At 67.8% G+C, this 16620-nt stretch carries 17 protein-coding genes; 11 read left to right on the top strand and 6 right to left on the bottom strand.

Annotated elements, in window-relative coordinates; translation table 11 throughout:
- Positions 1-118 precede the first annotated feature (118 nt).
- The 7 genes from fdxA (at position 119) to C6A86_RS21315 (ending at position 6269) form a co-directional block, all read left to right on the top strand.
- Positions 119-439 carry a ferredoxin gene (gene fdxA, locus C6A86_RS21345; RefSeq protein ID WP_057165788.1) on the top strand — a complete coding sequence of 107 codons (321 nt, stop codon included), beginning with the start codon at positions 119-121 and terminating at the stop codon, positions 437-439.
- Positions 436-1530 carry a succinyldiaminopimelate transaminase gene (dapC, locus tag C6A86_RS21340; protein ID WP_105365267.1) on the top strand — a complete coding sequence of 365 codons (1095 nt, stop codon included), beginning with the start codon at positions 436-438 and terminating at the stop codon, positions 1528-1530. The genes fdxA and dapC overlap by 4 nt, the downstream gene beginning before the upstream one ends.
- Positions 1531-1709: 179 nt before the next feature.
- On the top strand, positions 1710-2153 hold the full coding sequence (locus tag C6A86_RS21335; protein WP_105365266.1) for a nuclear transport factor 2 family protein: 444 nt from the start codon (positions 1710-1712) through the stop codon (positions 2151-2153).
- A gap of 41 nt (positions 2154-2194) precedes the next feature.
- Complete coding sequence (locus C6A86_RS21330; protein WP_396834039.1) at positions 2195-3367, top strand: sulfotransferase family protein; 1173 nt, start codon at positions 2195-2197, stop codon at positions 3365-3367.
- The gene (locus C6A86_RS21325) at positions 3368-4612 is read left to right on the top strand and encodes a DUF1214 domain-containing protein (protein ID WP_105365264.1); all 1245 of its coding nucleotides are present in this window, start codon (positions 3368-3370) and stop codon (positions 4610-4612) included.
- Positions 4612-5448, top strand: a complete 837-nt coding sequence (locus tag C6A86_RS21320; RefSeq protein ID WP_105365263.1) for an oxidoreductase — start codon at positions 4612-4614, stop codon at positions 5446-5448. Before C6A86_RS21325 ends, C6A86_RS21320 begins: the two co-directional genes overlap by 1 nt.
- A 50-nt stretch (positions 5449-5498) precedes the next feature.
- Positions 5499-6269, top strand: a complete 771-nt coding sequence (locus C6A86_RS21315; RefSeq protein ID WP_233213167.1) for a mycofactocin-coupled SDR family oxidoreductase — start codon at positions 5499-5501, stop codon at positions 6267-6269.
- Between the two features lie 17 nt (positions 6270-6286).
- Here the strand turns inward: C6A86_RS21315 and C6A86_RS21310 are convergent, their stop codons facing one another.
- The gene (locus C6A86_RS21310) at positions 6287-8296 is read right to left on the bottom strand and encodes a transposase (RefSeq protein ID WP_105365288.1); all 2010 of its coding nucleotides are present in this window, start codon (positions 8294-8296) and stop codon (positions 6287-6289) included.
- Positions 8297-8476: 180 nt separating this feature from the next.
- On the opposite strand from C6A86_RS21310, the gene C6A86_RS21305 reads away from it, so the two are divergent.
- Complete coding sequence (locus C6A86_RS21305; protein WP_158263315.1) at positions 8477-8845, top strand: transposase family protein; 369 nt, start codon at positions 8477-8479, stop codon at positions 8843-8845.
- Complete coding sequence (locus tag C6A86_RS29220) at positions 8787-9095, top strand: transposase family protein (protein ID WP_142407056.1); 309 nt, start codon at positions 8787-8789, stop codon at positions 9093-9095. The genes C6A86_RS21305 and C6A86_RS29220 overlap by 59 nt, the downstream gene beginning before the upstream one ends.
- Here the strand turns inward: C6A86_RS29220 and C6A86_RS21295 are convergent.
- The gene (locus tag C6A86_RS21295) at positions 9092-10648 is read right to left on the bottom strand and encodes a CdaR family transcriptional regulator (RefSeq protein ID WP_105365260.1); all 1557 of its coding nucleotides are present in this window, start codon (positions 10646-10648) and stop codon (positions 9092-9094) included. The genes C6A86_RS29220 and C6A86_RS21295 overlap by 4 nt on opposite strands.
- A 93-nt stretch (positions 10649-10741) precedes the next feature.
- Between C6A86_RS21295 and pruA the strand changes: the two genes are divergently transcribed.
- Together pruA and C6A86_RS21285 are read left to right on the top strand one after the other, a co-directional pair.
- On the top strand, positions 10742-12370 hold the full coding sequence (gene pruA, locus C6A86_RS21290; protein ID WP_105365287.1) for an L-glutamate gamma-semialdehyde dehydrogenase: 1629 nt from the start codon (positions 10742-10744) through the stop codon (positions 12368-12370).
- Between the two features lie 2 nt (positions 12371-12372).
- Complete coding sequence (locus tag C6A86_RS21285; protein ID WP_105365259.1) at positions 12373-13323, top strand: proline dehydrogenase family protein; 951 nt, start codon at positions 12373-12375, stop codon at positions 13321-13323.
- A gap of 1 nt (position 13324) precedes the next feature.
- Here the strand turns inward: C6A86_RS21285 and C6A86_RS21280 are convergent, their stop codons facing one another.
- The 4 genes from C6A86_RS21280 to C6A86_RS21265 form a co-directional block, all read right to left on the bottom strand.
- The gene (locus C6A86_RS21280; RefSeq protein WP_105365258.1) at positions 13325-13720 is read right to left on the bottom strand and encodes a nuclear transport factor 2 family protein; all 396 of its coding nucleotides are present in this window, start codon (positions 13718-13720) and stop codon (positions 13325-13327) included.
- A 38-nt stretch (positions 13721-13758) separates the two neighbouring features.
- The gene (locus tag C6A86_RS21275) at positions 13759-15396 is read right to left on the bottom strand and encodes a nucleobase:cation symporter-2 family protein (protein ID WP_105365257.1); all 1638 of its coding nucleotides are present in this window, start codon (positions 15394-15396) and stop codon (positions 13759-13761) included.
- Positions 15397-15460: 64 nt separating this feature from the next.
- Positions 15461-15958 carry a hypothetical protein gene (locus C6A86_RS21270; protein WP_105365256.1) on the bottom strand — a complete coding sequence of 166 codons (498 nt, stop codon included), beginning with the start codon at positions 15956-15958 and terminating at the stop codon, positions 15461-15463.
- A gap of 121 nt (positions 15959-16079) precedes the next feature.
- Positions 16080-16619: an NUDIX hydrolase gene (locus C6A86_RS21265; protein WP_105365255.1), complete on the bottom strand. Its 540-nt coding sequence runs from the start codon at positions 16617-16619 to the stop codon at positions 16080-16082.
- Position 16620 lies beyond the last annotated feature (1 nt).

Here is a 16620-nt window from a genome sequence, read left to right as displayed (position 1 = left end):
ACACTGAGACGGACGTCCAGTTACGGGCCATTCATACTGGCCCGCGGGACGCTCGCTCACGACTCCCGACCCAGAACTGAAAACCCGACCAGCAGCCCACTGGACAGGAGAGACATCAGTGACGTACACGATTGCCGAACCCTGCGTCGACGTGAAAGACAAGGCATGCATTGAGGAATGCCCTGTCGATTGCATCTACGAGGGTGCACGCATGCTGTACATCCACCCGGATGAATGCGTCGACTGCGGCGCATGCGAACCGGTGTGCCCGGTCGAGGCCATCTACTACGAAGATGACGTCCCCGATCAGTGGAGCAACTACACGCAGATCAACGCGGACTTCTTCAGCGAGCTCGGCTCCCCGGGCGGCGCGTCGAAGGTCGGCCAGACCGACAACGATCCGCAGGCCATCAAGGATCTCGAACCCAAGGGCGAGTGAACTCACCTAAATCGGCGTTACTGCCGGTGTTCCCCTGGGACACCCTGGCAGACGTCACTGCCACCGCGCGCGCTCATCCCGAGGGCATCGTCGACCTGTCGGTCGGCACCCCCGTGGATGATGTCGCCCCGGTGATACGCGCGGCGCTGGCGAACGCGAGCGCCACCCCGGGGTACCCGACCACCGCGGGCACACCCGAACTGCGCGCATCGATCCGCGCTGCGCTGCACCGTCGATTCGGTATCACCGATGTGGCTCCGGCGGCGGTGCTGCCGGTCATCGGCACCAAGGAGCTCATCGCCTGGCTGCCGACGCTGCTGGGTCTGGGCTCCGAGGACACCGTGGTGATCCCGGAGTCGGCGTACCCCACCTATGACGTGGGCGCCCGGTTGGCCGGAGCCCGGGTGCTGGCCGCGGATTCGCTGACCCAGATCGGCCCGCAGACACCGGCGCTGGTGTTCCTGAACTCGCCGAGCAATCCCTCGGGCAAGGTGCTCGGTGTCGACCACCTGCGCAAGGTGGTGGGCTGGGCCCGCGAGCGTGGCGTGCTGATCGCCTCCGACGAGTGTTATCTCGGGTTGGCCTGGGATGCCCAGCCGCTGTCGGTGCTGCACCCGTCGGTGTGCGACGGCGACCACACCGGTCTGCTGGCCATTCACTCGTTGTCCAAGACGTCCTCGCTGGCGGGTTACCGGGCCGGCTTCGTGGCGGGTGATCCCGCCGTGGTGGCCGAACTGCTGGCGGTGCGCAAGCACGCCGGGATGATGGTGCCCGGGCCCATTCAGGCGGCCATGGTCGCTGCGCTGGACGATGACGACCACATCGCGGTGCAACGCGAGCGTTACGCCCAGCGGCGCGCGGTGCTACTGCCCGCACTACGCGGCGCAGGTTTCACCGTCGACCACTCCGAGGCGGGGCTGTACCTGTGGGCGACCCGCGGCGAGCCCTGCCGCGACACCCTGGCCTGGCTGGCGCGGCGCGGAATCCTGGTGGCGCCCGGCGAGTTCTATGGCCCGGCCGGCGCCCAGCACGTGCGGGTGGCGCTCACGGCGACCGACGAACGGATCGCCGCCGCGGCGGCGAGGCTCTGAACCTGCGCCCTTCGGCCGGCTATGGCACGTGGATCGGCCGGTTGGCGTGTGACAACCGGCCACCGGTGCGGTGTGAGCTGAGGCCGTTGACATCCCGCGGCCGGACTGGTTAGTTCTCGAAAGACCGTAATTCCGGTCAGCTCTGCCCACTTCGGTTCGATGAGGAGCCAGCTGCCGACATGTCTGCCAGCGCGCGCCAGATCGAGAACCTGCTGTACACCTACGCCGAGCGCATCGACGCCGGCGATCTGGATGGTGTCGCCGAACTTTTCGCGCACGGCCGGATCTGCGGAGTGGAGGACGGCCCGCCCGAGACGGTGTTCAGCGGAACCGAACGCGTGCGGCAGATGTATGGCATGGCGACCCGGCTGTACGAGGACGGCACCCCGAAAACCAAGCATCTGACCAGCAATGCGCGCATCGAGGTCGACGAGGTGGCGGGAACCGCGCGGAGTCGGTCCAATTACCTGGTCACCCAGGCGACACCGGACCTGCCGCTGCAGGTCATCGTGACCGGCCATTACCGCGACACCTTTCACCGGGTCGACGGTCACTGGTGGTTCGACACCCGGATCATGTTCATCGATCAGGTCGGCGATGTCAGCCACCACCTGAAGTTCTGACCGCCGTGCCCCGAGATTCACCGTTCGACGCGGCAGACCTCATGGCGGCCGCCCGGGGCAAGGAACGGCTGGACGATTGGGGGCCGCCGGCGTTCGAAGCGCCGCTCGCGGTGCTGGCCGACAGTTACGCCGAGGCGAACCTCAACCAGGTCGGTGAACACCTGCTGCGGTCGGGGCTGGTGCACGGCCTGCGGATGCGATTGCGTGCCCAGGAATGGATCCGGCGATATCCCGAGATTCTCTCCGAGACGATCCTCGCTCCGATCGTGGTGGTCGGGATGATGCGCAGCGGGACAACGCTGCTGCAACGATTGCTGGCCGCCGACCCGCGCTTTCACTGCGCCTACGGCTGGGAGGTGGTGGAGGTCGCCCCGAAGCTGGACTACCGGTGGTCGGCGCCCGAGGATCCCCGCATCCTGATCAGTGCGGCGCGCGAGGCGAAATCGCGGGAGATGGCACCGGAACTGTTCGCGATCCACCCCATGTATGCCCGCGAGCCCGAAGAGGAGATCGTCTTCCTGTCGGATGCCTTCCTGTCGCATGTGCCGGAGTCGGGCGCCCAGGTGCCCACCTACCGGTCCTGGATCGACGGGCAGGACTTCACTCCCGCCTATGACCACCTGTACCGGATGCTGCAGTTCCTGCAGTGGCAGAAGCGCCAGGCCGGCCGGGCGGATTCGGGCACCGCCGCACGGCGGTGGGTGCTGAAGACACCTGCGCACCTGGGCTATCTCGACACGCTGCGGTCTCGGTTCCCCGATCTGCATCTGGTGCACATGCACCGAGATCCGCGCGACACGATCCCCTCGGGTGCGAGCCTGAACGCCACATTGCACGCCATGCACGCCGACCGCGTCGATCCGGAGCGGGTCGGAGCCCAGTGGCTGGCCCGGATGGGCTGGACCAACGATCGCGCCATGGCGGTCCGGGACGGCTGGGTCGACGAGGACGTGCGGGTCACCGATATCGACTTCGGCACCGCGGTGGCCGACCCGATCGGACAGGTGTCCCGGGTGTACGACGCGATCGGTGTACCCCTGACCGCCGGTGCGGAGCGTGCGATGCGCCGCTGGTTGGCCGAACGCCCCCGCGAGACGGCGCGGCCGGCGTACACGGCCGCCACCTACGGGCTCAGCGACGCCGAGATCGACGAGCGGTTCACGGCCTACAACGGGCGCTACCGCGGAGCCGTTCACTGCAACAGAGGAGACTGAATGCTCGAGCACCCGGTGGCCACGGCGGCCCAACACGAACAGGAGCTCGCCGCGCTGGACCTCCTTGAGCATCCGACGGTGCAGGCCGCCCGTCGCAGCGTCGCCGAGACCTGGCTGGGGCGGGCCAAGGCCTCCGAGGCCATGCGGGCACGATTCGATGACGCGTTCGCCGAAGTGATGTTCTCGGCGGCGGTGTGGTCGTCCAACCAGGACAAGCTGCGACCGAAGGTCAGCTGCATCACCCGGCTCGCGCACCCCGTGCAGGGCCGCGCGATACCCGGGTCCCGTTGGGGCATCGACAATCCCGACAGCGTGTACCGGGTGATCCCGATCTCGGGCGAGGAGCGTTACGAGATCCACGGGCGCGTCGGGCAGCACCGGATGACGGAGAACTACTTCACGCTGTGGGACGCGAACATGGGCACTGTCGCCGTGCTCAACGGCCGCACCATGGAGGTCGACTCCGACGGGTCGTTCACCATCACCGTCGACGCCGATCCTGCGGGCGGCCGGCCCAATCACGTGCAATCCAGCCCCGAGGCGCACGAGTTCTACATCCGTGACGTCCTGTTGAACTGGGACCGCGACGACCCGAATCACCTCTCGGTGCAGCGGCTCGGCGGCCCACCATCACGGCCGGCCCGCACGCGCGACGAACAGGCCGACGCCACTGCGGACATGATGGCGTACTTCGCCAACTTCACCGGCAAGCTCAGCCATGGCGTCTACAAGATGCCGCCCAACAACTTCAACCTGGCCTGGTCGGCCGACAAGGTCGGCGCGATGCGCAACCAGGTGTACGTCATGGGTCGCTTCGACCTCAACCCGGGTGAGGCGTTCGTCGTCGACGTCGGCGACGGTGGCGCCGAGTACTTCACCGTTCCGCTGAGCAACATCTGGGGGACGACGCTCGACATCGCCGACCGGACGGGGAGCCTGAACAAGGCGCAGTCGACGCCCAACGAGGACGGTTCCTACACCTACGTCATCGCCCCGACTGATCCCGGCGTCGCCAACTGGATCGACTCCGACGGCCTGAACGAGGGCATCCTGACGCTGCGGATGGCCGAATTCGGCGGGGACGGACCCAAAGAGGACCTCGGTGCGCGCGGGCGGGTGGTGACACTCGACCACCTCGAACGCGAAGTTCCGATGCTGCGCCGGGTGAGCGCGCAGGAACGGGCCACCGAACTCGCCGACCGCCGCGCGGCATACCTGCGCCGTCTGCCCGAGGGGACCGCCTGATGGCCCGCTGGCTGATCACCGGATGCTCCACCGGCATCGGGCGCGAGATCGCCCGCGCCGCACTGGAGGCCGGGCACCGCGTGGTCGTCACCGCACGGCGCGTGGAGGCAGTCGCCGACCTGGTCGACACGTTCGGTGATCGCGCCGTGGCCGTCGCCCTGGATGTCACCGACAAGGCTCAGATCGCCGCGGCGGTCGCGGCGGCCGACGACGCATTCGGCGGTGTCGACGTCCTGGTCAACAATGCAGGCTACGGCTACATGTCGGCGGTCGAAGAGGGTGACGATGCCGAGGTGCGGAAACTGTTCGACACCAACTACTTCGGAGTGGTGGACACCATCAAGGCGGTGCTGCCGGCCATGCGGGCACGCAAATCCGGCCACATCGTCAACATCTCGTCGATGACCGGTCTGGTGGCCAACCCGCCCAACGCCTACTACTCCTCGACCAAGTTCGCCCTGGAGGCGCTCACCGAGGCGCTGGCGCAGGAGGTCGGACCGCTGGGCATCAAGGTGACCGCCATCGAACCCGGCGCCTTCCGTACCGACTGGGCGCGGCGCTCCATGCAGGAATCCGGCACTCCGATCGGTGATTACGACGAGGGGGTCGGGGCCCGTAAGACGCTGATCAAGGAGTTCGCCGACCACCTGCCGGGTGACCCGCGCAAGGTCGCCGAGGCGGTGCTGACGGTGACGACGCTGGAGGAACCGCCGCTGCGCCTGCTCCTCGGGCGCGATGTGCTGAAGGCGGTGCGGCACAAGATCGCTGCGCTGTCCGCGTCCATCGACGAGTGGGAAGCCGTCACCAAGGACGTCGACTTCCCGAAGGGCACCTAGTGGCCCGGCACGCGGGCAAGGTGGCTTTCATCACCGGCGCGGCCCGTGGCATGGGCCGTGCGCACGCCGTGAAGCTCGCCGGGGAAGGGGCCGACATCATCGCGCTGGATGTCTGCGGGCCCTTCGAGTCGACCGATTACCCGGGATCCACCGCCGATGACCTGGCGACCACGGTGCACCTCGTCGAGGAACACGGACGCCGGATCATCGCTCGCCACGCCGACGTCCGCGATCCCGACGCGGTGGCCCGGGTGGTCGCCGCGGGCGTCGCGGAGTTCGGCCGCATCGACATCGTCATCGCGAATGCAGGCATCATCCGGCTGACGGAGTCGGACAACCGCGCGCAGGTCTTCAAAGACGTCATCGATGTGAACCTGACCGGTGCGTGGAACACCGTCGAGGCTGCGCTCCCGACGATGATCGCCGGTGAGCGGGGCGGGGCGATCGTGCTGGCGAGTTCGACAGCCGGTATCCGAGCCTCCGGTACCGACCGGCCCGGGCTGCAGGCCTACGCGGCATCCAAGCGCGGGTTGGTGGCCCTGATGCAGGGCTGGGCCAGTGACCTTGCGCGGCATTCGATCCGGGTGAACACCATCCACCCGTCGGGTGTGGCGACCGACATGATCATCAACGAGACCACCATCGGATTGGCACAGGAGGCCGACCCGTGGCTGGGCACCCAGCGCAACGCGCTGCCCATCGCGTTGTTGCAGCCCGAGCAGATCGCCAACGCGGTGGCCTGGTTGGTGTCCGAGGAGGCCGAGTTCATCACCGGTGTGGCGTGGCCGCTGGACGCGGGGTTCGGTATCCGGACGTACTAAGAGTTGACCCGTATGGGTCATGCGGCGCCAATCAGTTTGGGTGCTGGTTGTTTTCGGCTGGTTCCGCGACGTCCACGCTGGGGGCGTGGTCTGTTCGGGGGTAGGCCGGGTGCCGCGTGTTCAGCAGAGGCCACCCGGTGGTGGCTGCCGGTCCTGGCCAAGCCCTCACCGGATGGTGTTGGTGGCTGGTGCCGGTTGACTGAACCCTCCCACTCTTGCTGAGAGGCTAACCCATCGCGCAGAGCGTGGGCGAGTCGGTAATCGACCCGCGCTGTACGCGGGTCGTTGGGGTCGGCGAGCTTGACGCAGGCCGCCAATGCGGCGGACACGATGTCACGCTCGCCGCGCAGCCCGCACTGTGGGCACTCGTGGGTGCGCTGAGCAAGGGTTTTCGGCACGTTTGCGCCGCACAGGCAGTGCTGAGACATCGCGGTGGCGTGAGTGCTGGCCCGGTAAAACCCGCCGCCGGTGGCGTAGCATTCCTGCTGCAGCGCAGTGACGAGCATGCCGGGGCTGAACAACGCGATTCTTTTGCCCCACAACCGTGCCCAGGTGGAGATGCGGCAATCCTCCACCGTGATCGTGTTGCCGTGGGCGGCCACGATCGTGGCGGCGAGCGCGTTGGCGCGGGCTTGCTTGGCCTGGCTGGTGCGCCGTATTTCGGCGGCGTGATCGCACCGGGTGCGCCGATATCGCTGCGAGAGTTCGTCGTGGCGGTACGCGCGCAGCGGTACTCCATCGCAGCGGGCATGCCGCGCCCCACCCGGGTTGGGAACCTCGCGGGCGGGCAGTCCTTTCGCGGCGCGGCGCTGGGCGCGTTTCTGCTGTCGCGCCGAGGGGCCGTACTGGGCGGCGTTGGTGTTGCGCCGCGAGCGATCCAGCGCTTTCTGCCGTGCCCTAGCCTTGCGGGCGGCCCGCTCGGCGGCCTTCTGTTGGGCAGGCGTGCACTCGATCTGCTCGACGAGCAGCCTGCCGGGCTGGCCATCACGAAATGAGGCGACCGCTATGTTGGACACGTTGGCATCCACCCCGGCCCGCCGGCCGACCGGAATTTGTTCGCGGCGGGCGATGGTCGACGGCGACTGATAGCCGGCCTGGTGCACCAGCAGGTGGGCGTAGTAGCGCCAGCCTCCAGGGGCTTTGCGGTCGGCCACCCGCGCCAGATCGATCTTGTGCCAGATGGTCGGATCGGCCAGGAAATGGGTCAAGTGTGGCCACTGACCCGCACCCTGGGCCAGCCGCACCGGTAGCACGAGATCACCGGCGCCAAGCCCGGTGAACACCACCGCCAGTGCGCCATCGTGATGCCACCACGACTTACTTGCGGGCCGCAGCGGCGCCGGTATCCGGGCCGGCGGCGCCAGAATCGAGGTACCTGACGGCTGATCAGCAGCCTGATGCGCGGTGTGCACCACAGCGGGCAGCAATGGGTGCCGATGGGCGGCCAGGTGCCCGTCGAGGGTGCCGACCAGACGGTAAGTCTCCCACGTTTGCGTCGCCTTCGTGTGGGAGCGCCCGCGACCGGGGATGCGGGTGAAATCCCACCACGCGCCGATATGCGGCCGACCGTGCCGACGCCCCGACGAGTCAGCGAACAGGTGCCGGTCGATCGTTTCCCACACTTCATCGGCGACGTGCAGACCGATGGCTTTGGTGAGGTGATTTCGCATCCACCCACTGGCCTCAATATGACCTTTGGCCGCTGCTTCGATGCCCTTGCGGGTCAACCCCAAACGCTGGCGCAGTGCCTTCGGATCGGCCGCGCGTTCACGGTGGGCGGCCCAATACGCCCGACACTGCGCCGCGGCGTCGCGTTGCAGTGCCCGACGGAGCCGAAACACTGCTTCCCACTGCCGCTCCAGTCGCCGCCGCATCCGGTCATCCGAGGCGTCGAGTTCGAGCCGGATCACCGCCACCGGACCGTCATAGCTGAAGTTCGGCGCCTTCGACTTGCCCCGTCGACGCAGTCCACCCACCACATCACCGCCGCTGGGTGCGGCCCTGGTGTCGGTGCACGTCGGTGCCATGAAACCCATGCAATCACAGACCACCGACATCAATGCCCGGCCACACCGATGGCGAAACCTGCTGCCGCTCAACGGCCTCACCCGCCACCAGGTCCACAGCGTCTGCGCCGTGGCCCAGCAAGGGCTGCCTCCACGCCCCGGGCGACCCTGGAGCCTGCCGCTACCGGTCAGGTGCTGCTGGTGTTGATTCATCTGCGTACCAACCTGACCACCCGCGCATTGGCTGCGCTGTTTCATACCAGCCAATCGACGGTCGACCGCACCATCCACCACCTGGTGCCGGTGCTGGCCAAAGCACTGCGTCCCGCCCCCGACGCCAGTACCCATCCGTGGATCATCGATGGCACCCGGATCCCCGTCCACGACGAATCGATCACCGCCATCAGCAAGAACTACCGGCGCAGCATCAACACCCAAATCATCATCTGCGCGCACCGGCGCCGCGTGGTGATCGCCGGGCAGTGCTGGCCCGGAAACCGCGACGAACGTCATCGTCGCCCGTGCAACAGTCACACACCTGCTCGCCGGCCAGCGCGAGATCCTCGGTGACGGCGGCTACCGCGGCATCGACTCGATCACCTCACCAGCACGAGACAAGTCCGGCCGGATCATCCGCGGCGATCACTGCCGCGCACACCGGCGCATCCGCGCCCCCATCGAGCGTGTCATCGCCAGGATCAAGGATTGGCAGATCTTTCGACAAAGCCACCGACGAGGCGATGCCATCAACCACAGCCATCAGATCGTTGCTGATCCCTGGAACCTGAAGGCATTCGGCCAATTACGGGTCAAATCTTAGCCGGTGGCGCGCAGGCTCAGCGAAAGCAGCAGGCGCAGTTCGGCATCGTCCAACGACGCGGCGATGAGCTTCTCCAGGCGGCGCACCCGGTAGCGCACCGTGTTCGGATGGACGTGTAGGTGCTCGGCGACCGCAGCGATATCGCCGAAGCAGTCCAGGTACGCCGCCAGCGTGTCCGCCAGCATCGGCTGGGTGTCACGCAGCTGCCGTATGCGGGGGTCCACCAGGCGCCCGTCGGCCTGGACCAACGACACGATCTCGTCGAGCAGAACGGTGGTGCGGGCGTCATCGAGGGAGGACACCTGGGCGATGGCCCCGGGGTGGCGCTGTGCGCTCTGGAACACCCTGTCCACCTCGTTGCGGGCGGGCGCGATGTCGGCGAGTCCGGTCAGCGGCACCGCGATCACGGCGCGCACGGTCAGCCCCATCTCGCGGTGCAGCGCGGACACCACACCCCGCACCCAGGACGTCACCGATGCCGGTGCGCCGATCTTCGGGAACACCACATAGACCCGGCCGTCGTCCGCGGTCACCTGCGCGTCGGCCCGGAAAGCGCCGGCGCTCAGCGCCAGCACATCCGGCGGGGCGCCCGCGAAGGCCACCAGTGCGGCGCGGGCGTCGGCGGCGATGCCCAGACCCTGGGCGACGGCCGCCACGTCGACCTCGGTGCCGGCCATGCCGAGGAGTTCGCGCACCAGGACCGTGTGGGTGGAGGGTGTCGCCGCCAGCCGGGACATGATCCGGGCCGCCAGCACGGCCGCGCCCCGCAGCACGTCCTCGACGTCGTCGGCCAACGGTTGCGAACCTTGTTGTAACCAAATGGTTCCGGCGAACTCGGCTGCCCGTCGGCCATCCGGTACCGGGCGATGCACGCCGACGGCGAGTCGGGGGCGTAGGCCGAGTTCGGGCCGCGCGTCGACGCGGACGACATCGGTGGACGCGCGTAGCGCATCGAATACACCCCACTGCCCGAGCCATTCGAGGTGAGCGGGCGGGCCGGCCCGGCCCATGATCGACAGTCGGCGCAATTCGTCGGCCTCGTCATTGGAGGCCGAGTAGGCCAGCACGTGGGATGCCGTGTCCTCGATGCTCACCATGCCGCGGGTGCGTTCGGCGATCGACTGGGCGAGCCCGAACAGGTCGGTGCCCGAATCCGACAGTGGATCGGCGCGGTCCCCGTGGTGTTCGAAGACGTGATTGACCAATCGGAACAGCCGTTCCCAGCGGGCGCGGGGTTCGACGGCCACCACGGCGACCCCGGTTGCCGTTGCCCGGGCGACTACCGACGGGTGCGGTTCCTTGACGAAGATCGCAACCGGTTGACGCGCCTGCCCATCGAGCCAGCGGATCGCATCCGCCGGGGTGATGCCGAGCAGGAAGAACACATCCGCTGCGCCGGCCGCGGCCGCCAGGCCCAAGCGCACGTCGTCGGCGTCGAGCAAAGCTGCCGAAGCCACCGGCAGGTCCAGTCCGCGCGGGGCCTCGACGAGGTTGACCAGGGTGGTGTCCAGCGCCAGCAGGAGCCGGCCGAGGCCGACACCGGTTTCCACCATATTGTCGGATCGTACTAGCTTGGGCCTCGATGCCTGGCGAATCGCACAATATATGCGGCGATGGGATCAGTCATCGTTGCGGGTATGGACGCCATCACCGCGATCACCGACGTGCCGCTGCCACAGAACGAGCCCATCCACGACTACGCGCCCGCCAGCCCCGAGCGGGCCCGCCTCGCCGCGGCGCTCAGCGATCTCGCGAGCGCACCCATCGACCTGCCGCACGTGATCGGCGGCAAGCACACCATGGGTGCCGGCGACCGCATCGATGTCGTCCAGCCGCACCGGCACCAATCGGTGCTCGGCACGCTGACCAACGCCGGCCACGGTGAAGCCACCGCCGCCGTCGACGCCGCCATGGCCGCCAAGGACGCCTGGGCGGACACCCCGTTCGACGAGCGGGCGGCGGTGTTCCTGCGCGCCGCGGACCTGATGTCGGGCCCGTGGCGCGAGAAGATCGCCGCGGCGACCATGCTCGGCCAGTCCAAGACCGCCTATCAGGCCGAGATCGACTCGCCCTGCGAGCTCGTCGACTTCTGGCGCTTCAACGTGGCGTTCGCCCGCCAGATCCTCGCGCAGCAACCGATCAGCAGCCGCGGCGTCTGGAACCGCACCGACTACCGCCCGCTCGAGGGCTTCGTCTACGCGATCACGCCGTTCAATTTCACCGCCATCGCGGGCAACCTGCCGACCGCACCCGCGCTGATGGGCAACACCGTGGTGTGGAAACCGTCCATCACCCAGACCTTTTCGGCCTACCTGACCATGCAGCTGCTCGAAGCCGCCGGCCTGCCGCCGGGGGTCATCAACCTGGTCGCCGGCGACGGCCTCGCGGTGTCCGATGTGGTGCTGGCCGATCCGCGGCTGGCCGGAATCCACTTCACCGGGTCCACCGCGACGTTCCAGCAGCTGTGGCGCGAGGTCGGCACCAACATCGACCGCTACCGCACCTATCCGCGGCTGGTGGGGGAGACCGGCGGCAAGGACTTCGTCGTTGCGCACCCGTCGGCGCGACCGGATGTGCTGCGCACCGCGCTGATTCGCGGCGCGTTCGACTATCAGGGGCAGAAATGCTCGGCGGCATCGCGGGCGTTCATTCCACGCTCGGTGTGGTCGCAGATGGGCGACGACTTCCTGGACGCCACCGCGGCGCTGAAGTACGGCGACGTCACCGACCTGTCGAACTACGGCGGCGCCGTCATCGACGAGCGCGCCTACGCCAAGAGCGCACGCGCCATCGATCGGGCCAAGGGCGCACCCGGTGTCACGATCGCCGTCGGCGGTGAATGCGAGGACAGCGAGGGCTATTTCGTGCGGCCCACCGTGCTGCTGTCCGACGATCCGACCGATGAGGCGTTCCGCGACGAGTACTTCGGGCCGATCCTCGCCGTGCACGTCTACGACGACGACACCTGGGAGGACGTCCTCGGCATCGTCGACGCCGGATCGGCGTACGCGCTCACCGGTGCGGTGATCGCCGACGACCGCGCCGCCGTCCTGCAGGCCCAACACCGGCTGCGCCATGCGGCGGGCAACTTCTACGTCAACGACAAGCCCACCGGGGCCGTGGTGGGGCAACAACCCTTCGGCGGGTCACGGGCCTCGGGGACCAACGACAAGGCGGGGTCGGCGCTGAACCTGCTGCGGTGGACCTCGGCGCGCTCCATCAAGGAGACCTTCGTTCCGCCGACGGATCACCACTACCCGCACATGGAGGCCTGACGATGAGCGTCTTCCAGAAGCTGGCACGGCCCGCGATCCTCGCGGCCAGCCGGTCCGACGCGCTGCGGCGCACGGCGGAGCGAATGCCCGTGACCCGCGATGTCGTGCACCGCTTCGTGCCCGGCGAGACCATTGATGACGCGATGGGTTCTGTTGCTGTGCTGCGGGATTCACGGCGCTTCGTCAGCATCGACTACCTGGGCGAGGATGTCACCGATGTCGAGACCGCCGACGCGACCGTGCAGGCCTACCTCGACCTGCTGGACGCGCTGGAGGGACGGGGCGAGACCGGACCGGAACCTCTGTCCCTGGAGGTATCGCTGAAGCTGTCGGCGCTGGGCCAGGCGCTGCCGCGGGACGGTGCGAAGATCGCCATGGAGAACGCGCACACCATCTGCGCCAAGGCCCGTGACGTCGGTGTCTGGGTGACGGTGGACGCCGAGGACCACACGACGACCGATTCCACGCTGTCCATCGTGCGGGACCTGCGCACGGAGTTCGACTGGCTCGGCACCGTGTTGCAGGCATACCTCAAGCGCTCCGAGGGCGATTGCCGGGAGTTCGCGGCGTCCGGGGCGCGCATCCGGTTGTGCAAGGGTGCCTACGACGAGCCGGCGTCGGTGGCGTTCCGTGAGCGCGCCGAGGTCACCGACTCCTACCTGCGGTGCCTGCGCATCCTGATGGCCGGTAGTGGTTACCCGATGGTGGCATCCCACGACCCGGAGATCATCGACGCGGTCCCCGCGATGGTGCGCGAATTCGGCCGTGGCGTCGCCGATTACGAGTACCAGATGCTCTACGGCATCCGCGATGCCGAGCAACGCCGGCTGGTCGACAGCAGCCACGTCCGGGTGTACGTGCCATTCGGCACCCAGTGGTACGGCTACTTCGTGCGCCGCCTCGCCGAGCGTCCGGCCAACCTCGCGTTCTTCGTGCGGGCGCTCGTCGACTGAGCTAGGTCGTGTCCGGGAACGAGTGGTGTTCGTGGGCGATCAGCCATTTCCCGTCGATCCTGCGCAGGCCCATGGACAGGCGCAGCCGGATGTCCGGATTGTCCGCAAACTCCTTCTCGCCACCGCAGCGCAACAGCCCGTAGGCAAAGGCGACGTCCTCGCCGGCGTCGACATTCAGCTCGACAAGCTCGAAAGTGGCTCCGCTGCGGATGAATTCGAAGAACGGCGGCCAGCTCTCGCGGTAGGCCGGCTTGCCGCGGATTCCTTCGTAGGGCGGTGGCACGTCGAACATGACGATGTCATCGGAATGCGCGGCGGTCACGGCGTCGAGGTCGCAGGCCCTGATGCCGTCCACCCAGCGGGCGATCAGCATTCGGATATCGGTTTCGGCACTCATGCCGGTACCGACCGCGGCCGACGGGAAAACTCATCGGGTCAGCCTCCGCGGGTGGAGAACCTGCCCTCGGTGACCTCGTCCCATTTCTGGCATACCGTGGCCACCTGCTCGTCGCCCTGGTCGCGGATCCACGCACACGTCTGGCGGTCCGTGGACGGATTGGTGACGATGATGGTGCGCAGTTCGGGGCGGTCCTCGGCGAGTTGGCGCAGCCGCTGCGGCGGTGTCGACGGGTCGGCGGCGCGCAGTGCGTCCAACGGATCGGGCAGCGCGCCCCGGGGAGCGTCGTGCGCGGACAGTTCGTCGGACTCGGTGTCGGCGCCGCGGCTGTTGAGCAGCAAGTTCAGCAGGATCGCGGCGAGGGCGCCCGCCGATATCCCGGAATGGAAGATCGTCTGGAACCAGTCCGGGAACTGGTGGTAGAGGTCCAGCGAGACGTTCACCGGGGTGTCGCCCAGCGTGCGGTCGGTGTAGTACAGCTTGGCCTCGGTCAGCATCGCCACCCCGACGGAGATCGCCACCACCAGGATGTTGGTGTTGGTGAACGTCACCTTGGTCAACGTCCGGACGCCGCTGGCGGCCACCATGCCGAACAGGGCCACCCCGGCGCCACCGAGCACCGGCAGCGGGATGCCCTCGACGACGGCGGCCATCTTGGGCAGCAATCCGAGCAGGATCAAGATGATCCCGGCGACCGTCGCGACGTGGCGGGTCCGCACGCCGGTGATGGCGACCAGCCCGACGTTCTGGGCGAACGCGGTGTACGGGAACGTGTTGAAGATGCCGCCGATGACGGTGCCGAGGCCGTCGGCGCGCAGACCGTCGGCGAGCTTGCGCGGGGTGATCTTCTCCTCGACGATCTCACCGACCGCCACGATATCGCCGGTGGTCTCGGTCATGATCACGATGCCCACGATGAGCAGCGCGATGATCGAGCTGATCTCGAACGTCGGGGTACCGAACTGGAACGGGGTGACAAAGCCGACCCAGTTGTAGTCCCCCATGTGGTCCCAGTTGGTGAGGCCGAACGGGACCGCGACGATCGTGCCGATGAGCAGACCGAGCAGGATCGACACCCGGCGCATCGCCTCGGGCGCGAACCGCTCGATGACGATGATCGTCGCCAGGGTGAAGAATCCCAGCCCGATCGCCGTCGGCGAACCGAAGTCCGGGCCGGCGGCGTTGCCGCCGCCGAACCAGCCGGCAGCCACCCGCATCAGCGAGACGCCGATGATCAAGATGATGGTGCCGGTCACCAGGGGCGGGAAGAACCGGATGAGTTTCCCGAACACCGGCGCGAGCAGCATCATGAAGAGACCGCACGCGATCACCGATCCGTAGATGGTGGTGATGCCGTGATTGATACCGATGGTGATCATCGGGCCCACCGCGGCGAACGTGACGCCCTGCATCAGCGGCAACCGAACACCGAAGCGCCAGAAACCCACTGACTGGATGATCGTCGCGATCCCGGCCACGAACAGGTCGGCCATGATCAGGTGCACGATGTCGGACTGCTCGAGTTGGCCGGCGCCGACCATCGCGCCACCGACGATCAGCGGTACCGCGACCGCGCCGGCATACATCGCCAGCACATGTTGGATGCCAAGTGGCAGCAGTCGTTTCAGCGGCGGGACTTCGTCGACCGGACGGACTGTGGGCGTGGGCGCTGCCATCCCGTCATCCTGGGAGAGTGACGTTGCGCAGGGTTTCCCCTGAGATGACCGACGTATTACGGCCCTAGGGCGCGGGGAACGCCGCGGCCGGCATCAGCACGTTGCCACGGCAGGGCCCGCTGAGGATGTCGGTGTACCAGCTGCCCTGCAGGGTCCCGTCGGCCTGGGGTGTGTAGCTGACCCAGGACTGCGCCGGGCTGAACACCCGCGGAGTGCTGTCCCCGAGATAGCACTCCCACTGCCAGTTGTAGGCGAAGGTCCACTTCTCGCCGGTCCACTTGTAGCGCTGCGGCTGCGGAATCGTCGGGTTCGACGGCGCCGGCCCGTCCAGCACGGTGGCGACGCAGGCGCTCCCGGCGCAGGCCGTGGCGAACGTGTAGACGGCGCTGAGGTCGCCCTCGGCCTGGCGGGCGGCGACGCTGGTGCCGTTCTTCTGCGATGCATAGGTCACGACGTTGTAGCGGCCGTTCCACCCCTGGCCGACCGCGGCGGCAGAGGGCATGGGTGCGAGGCCGGCCACCAGGACGGCTGCCAACGCAGTGCACAGTCGACGGACCAACATCCCTTTCCCTATTCAGTCAAAAAGATCAGCTGACCTCAAGGTAGCGGGGGGTGATGACAAAACCGCTGATCGTCATGTCTGCTGCGTCAATTAGAGACCACATTGTGACGGTGAACGAGTGTCAGCCGCGTCCGGCCAGCGTCATCATCGTCCACGCAGCGATCGTCTGCGCATCCGTGATGTCGCCGTCACGGATCATCTGTTCGATCTGCGCGGCGGTGAACCAGGCGCTGTGCATGTCCTGCTCTTCGTGCTCGCGCTCATGCTCACCCTGGGTCAGCCCGGTCGCCAGGAACACCCACCCGCGCTGGCTGCTCATTCCTGGCGCGACATCGAGTCGCCCGAGCCGGACCAGCGAGTCCGCCCGCAGCCCCGTCTCCTCGCGGAGTTCGCGGGCCGCCAGTTCGAGCGGTTCCAGATCGGCCCGGTCCGGCGCGGTACCTTGCGGGAACTCCCAGCGCCGCAACCCGATCGGGTAGCGGTACTGCTCGACGAGATGGAACAGATCACCGTCGCGCGCGATCACCAGCGCGTAGGTGGGCTTGTCGATCACGCCGTAGATGCCGTGGCTGCCGTCCGGACGCCGGATCGCGTCCTCGCGCACCGTCATCCAGCTGTTGCGGTAGACCTCACGACTGGACATCCGCTCGATCGGTGGCATA

Origin of the sequence: Mycobacterium sp. ITM-2016-00316, assembly GCF_002968335.2 — a bacterium.
Classification (GTDB): Bacteria; Actinomycetota; Actinomycetes; order Mycobacteriales; family Mycobacteriaceae; genus Mycobacterium.
Note: the sequence above shows the minus strand (reverse complement) of the source record. Positions and strands in the feature narration are given on the sequence as shown.

Excerpts from the sequence above, each read along its gene's own strand:
- C6A86_RS21325 (WP_105365264.1), top strand. The coding sequence starts at position 3,368 with ATGCTCGAGCACCCGGTGGCCACGGCGGCCCAACACGAACAGGAGCTC.
- C6A86_RS21310 (WP_105365288.1), bottom strand. The coding sequence starts at position 8,296 with ATGGCACCGACGTGCACCGACACCAGGGCCGCACCCAGCGGCGGTGAT.
- C6A86_RS21335 (WP_105365266.1), top strand. The coding sequence starts at position 1,710 with ATGTCTGCCAGCGCGCGCCAGATCGAGAACCTGCTGTACACCTACGCC.
- C6A86_RS21275 (WP_105365257.1), bottom strand. The coding sequence starts at position 15,396 with ATGGCAGCGCCCACGCCCACAGTCCGTCCGGTCGACGAAGTCCCGCCG.
- C6A86_RS21320 (WP_105365263.1), top strand. The coding sequence starts at position 4,612 with ATGGCCCGCTGGCTGATCACCGGATGCTCCACCGGCATCGGGCGCGAG.
- C6A86_RS21315 (WP_233213167.1), top strand. The coding sequence starts at position 5,499 with ATGGGCCGTGCGCACGCCGTGAAGCTCGCCGGGGAAGGGGCCGACATC.
- C6A86_RS21295 (WP_105365260.1), bottom strand. The coding sequence starts at position 10,648 with ATGGTGGAAACCGGTGTCGGCCTCGGCCGGCTCCTGCTGGCGCTGGAC.
- C6A86_RS21270 (WP_105365256.1), bottom strand. The coding sequence starts at position 15,958 with ATGTTGGTCCGTCGACTGTGCACTGCGTTGGCAGCCGTCCTGGTGGCC.
- C6A86_RS21280 (WP_105365258.1), bottom strand. The coding sequence starts at position 13,720 with ATGAGTGCCGAAACCGATATCCGAATGCTGATCGCCCGCTGGGTGGAC.
- C6A86_RS21265 (WP_105365255.1), bottom strand. The coding sequence starts at position 16,619 with ATGCCACCGATCGAGCGGATGTCCAGTCGTGAGGTCTACCGCAACAGC.
- C6A86_RS21285 (WP_105365259.1), top strand. The coding sequence starts at position 12,373 with ATGAGCGTCTTCCAGAAGCTGGCACGGCCCGCGATCCTCGCGGCCAGC.
- C6A86_RS21330 (WP_396834039.1), top strand. The coding sequence starts at position 2,195 with ATGGCGGCCGCCCGGGGCAAGGAACGGCTGGACGATTGGGGGCCGCCG.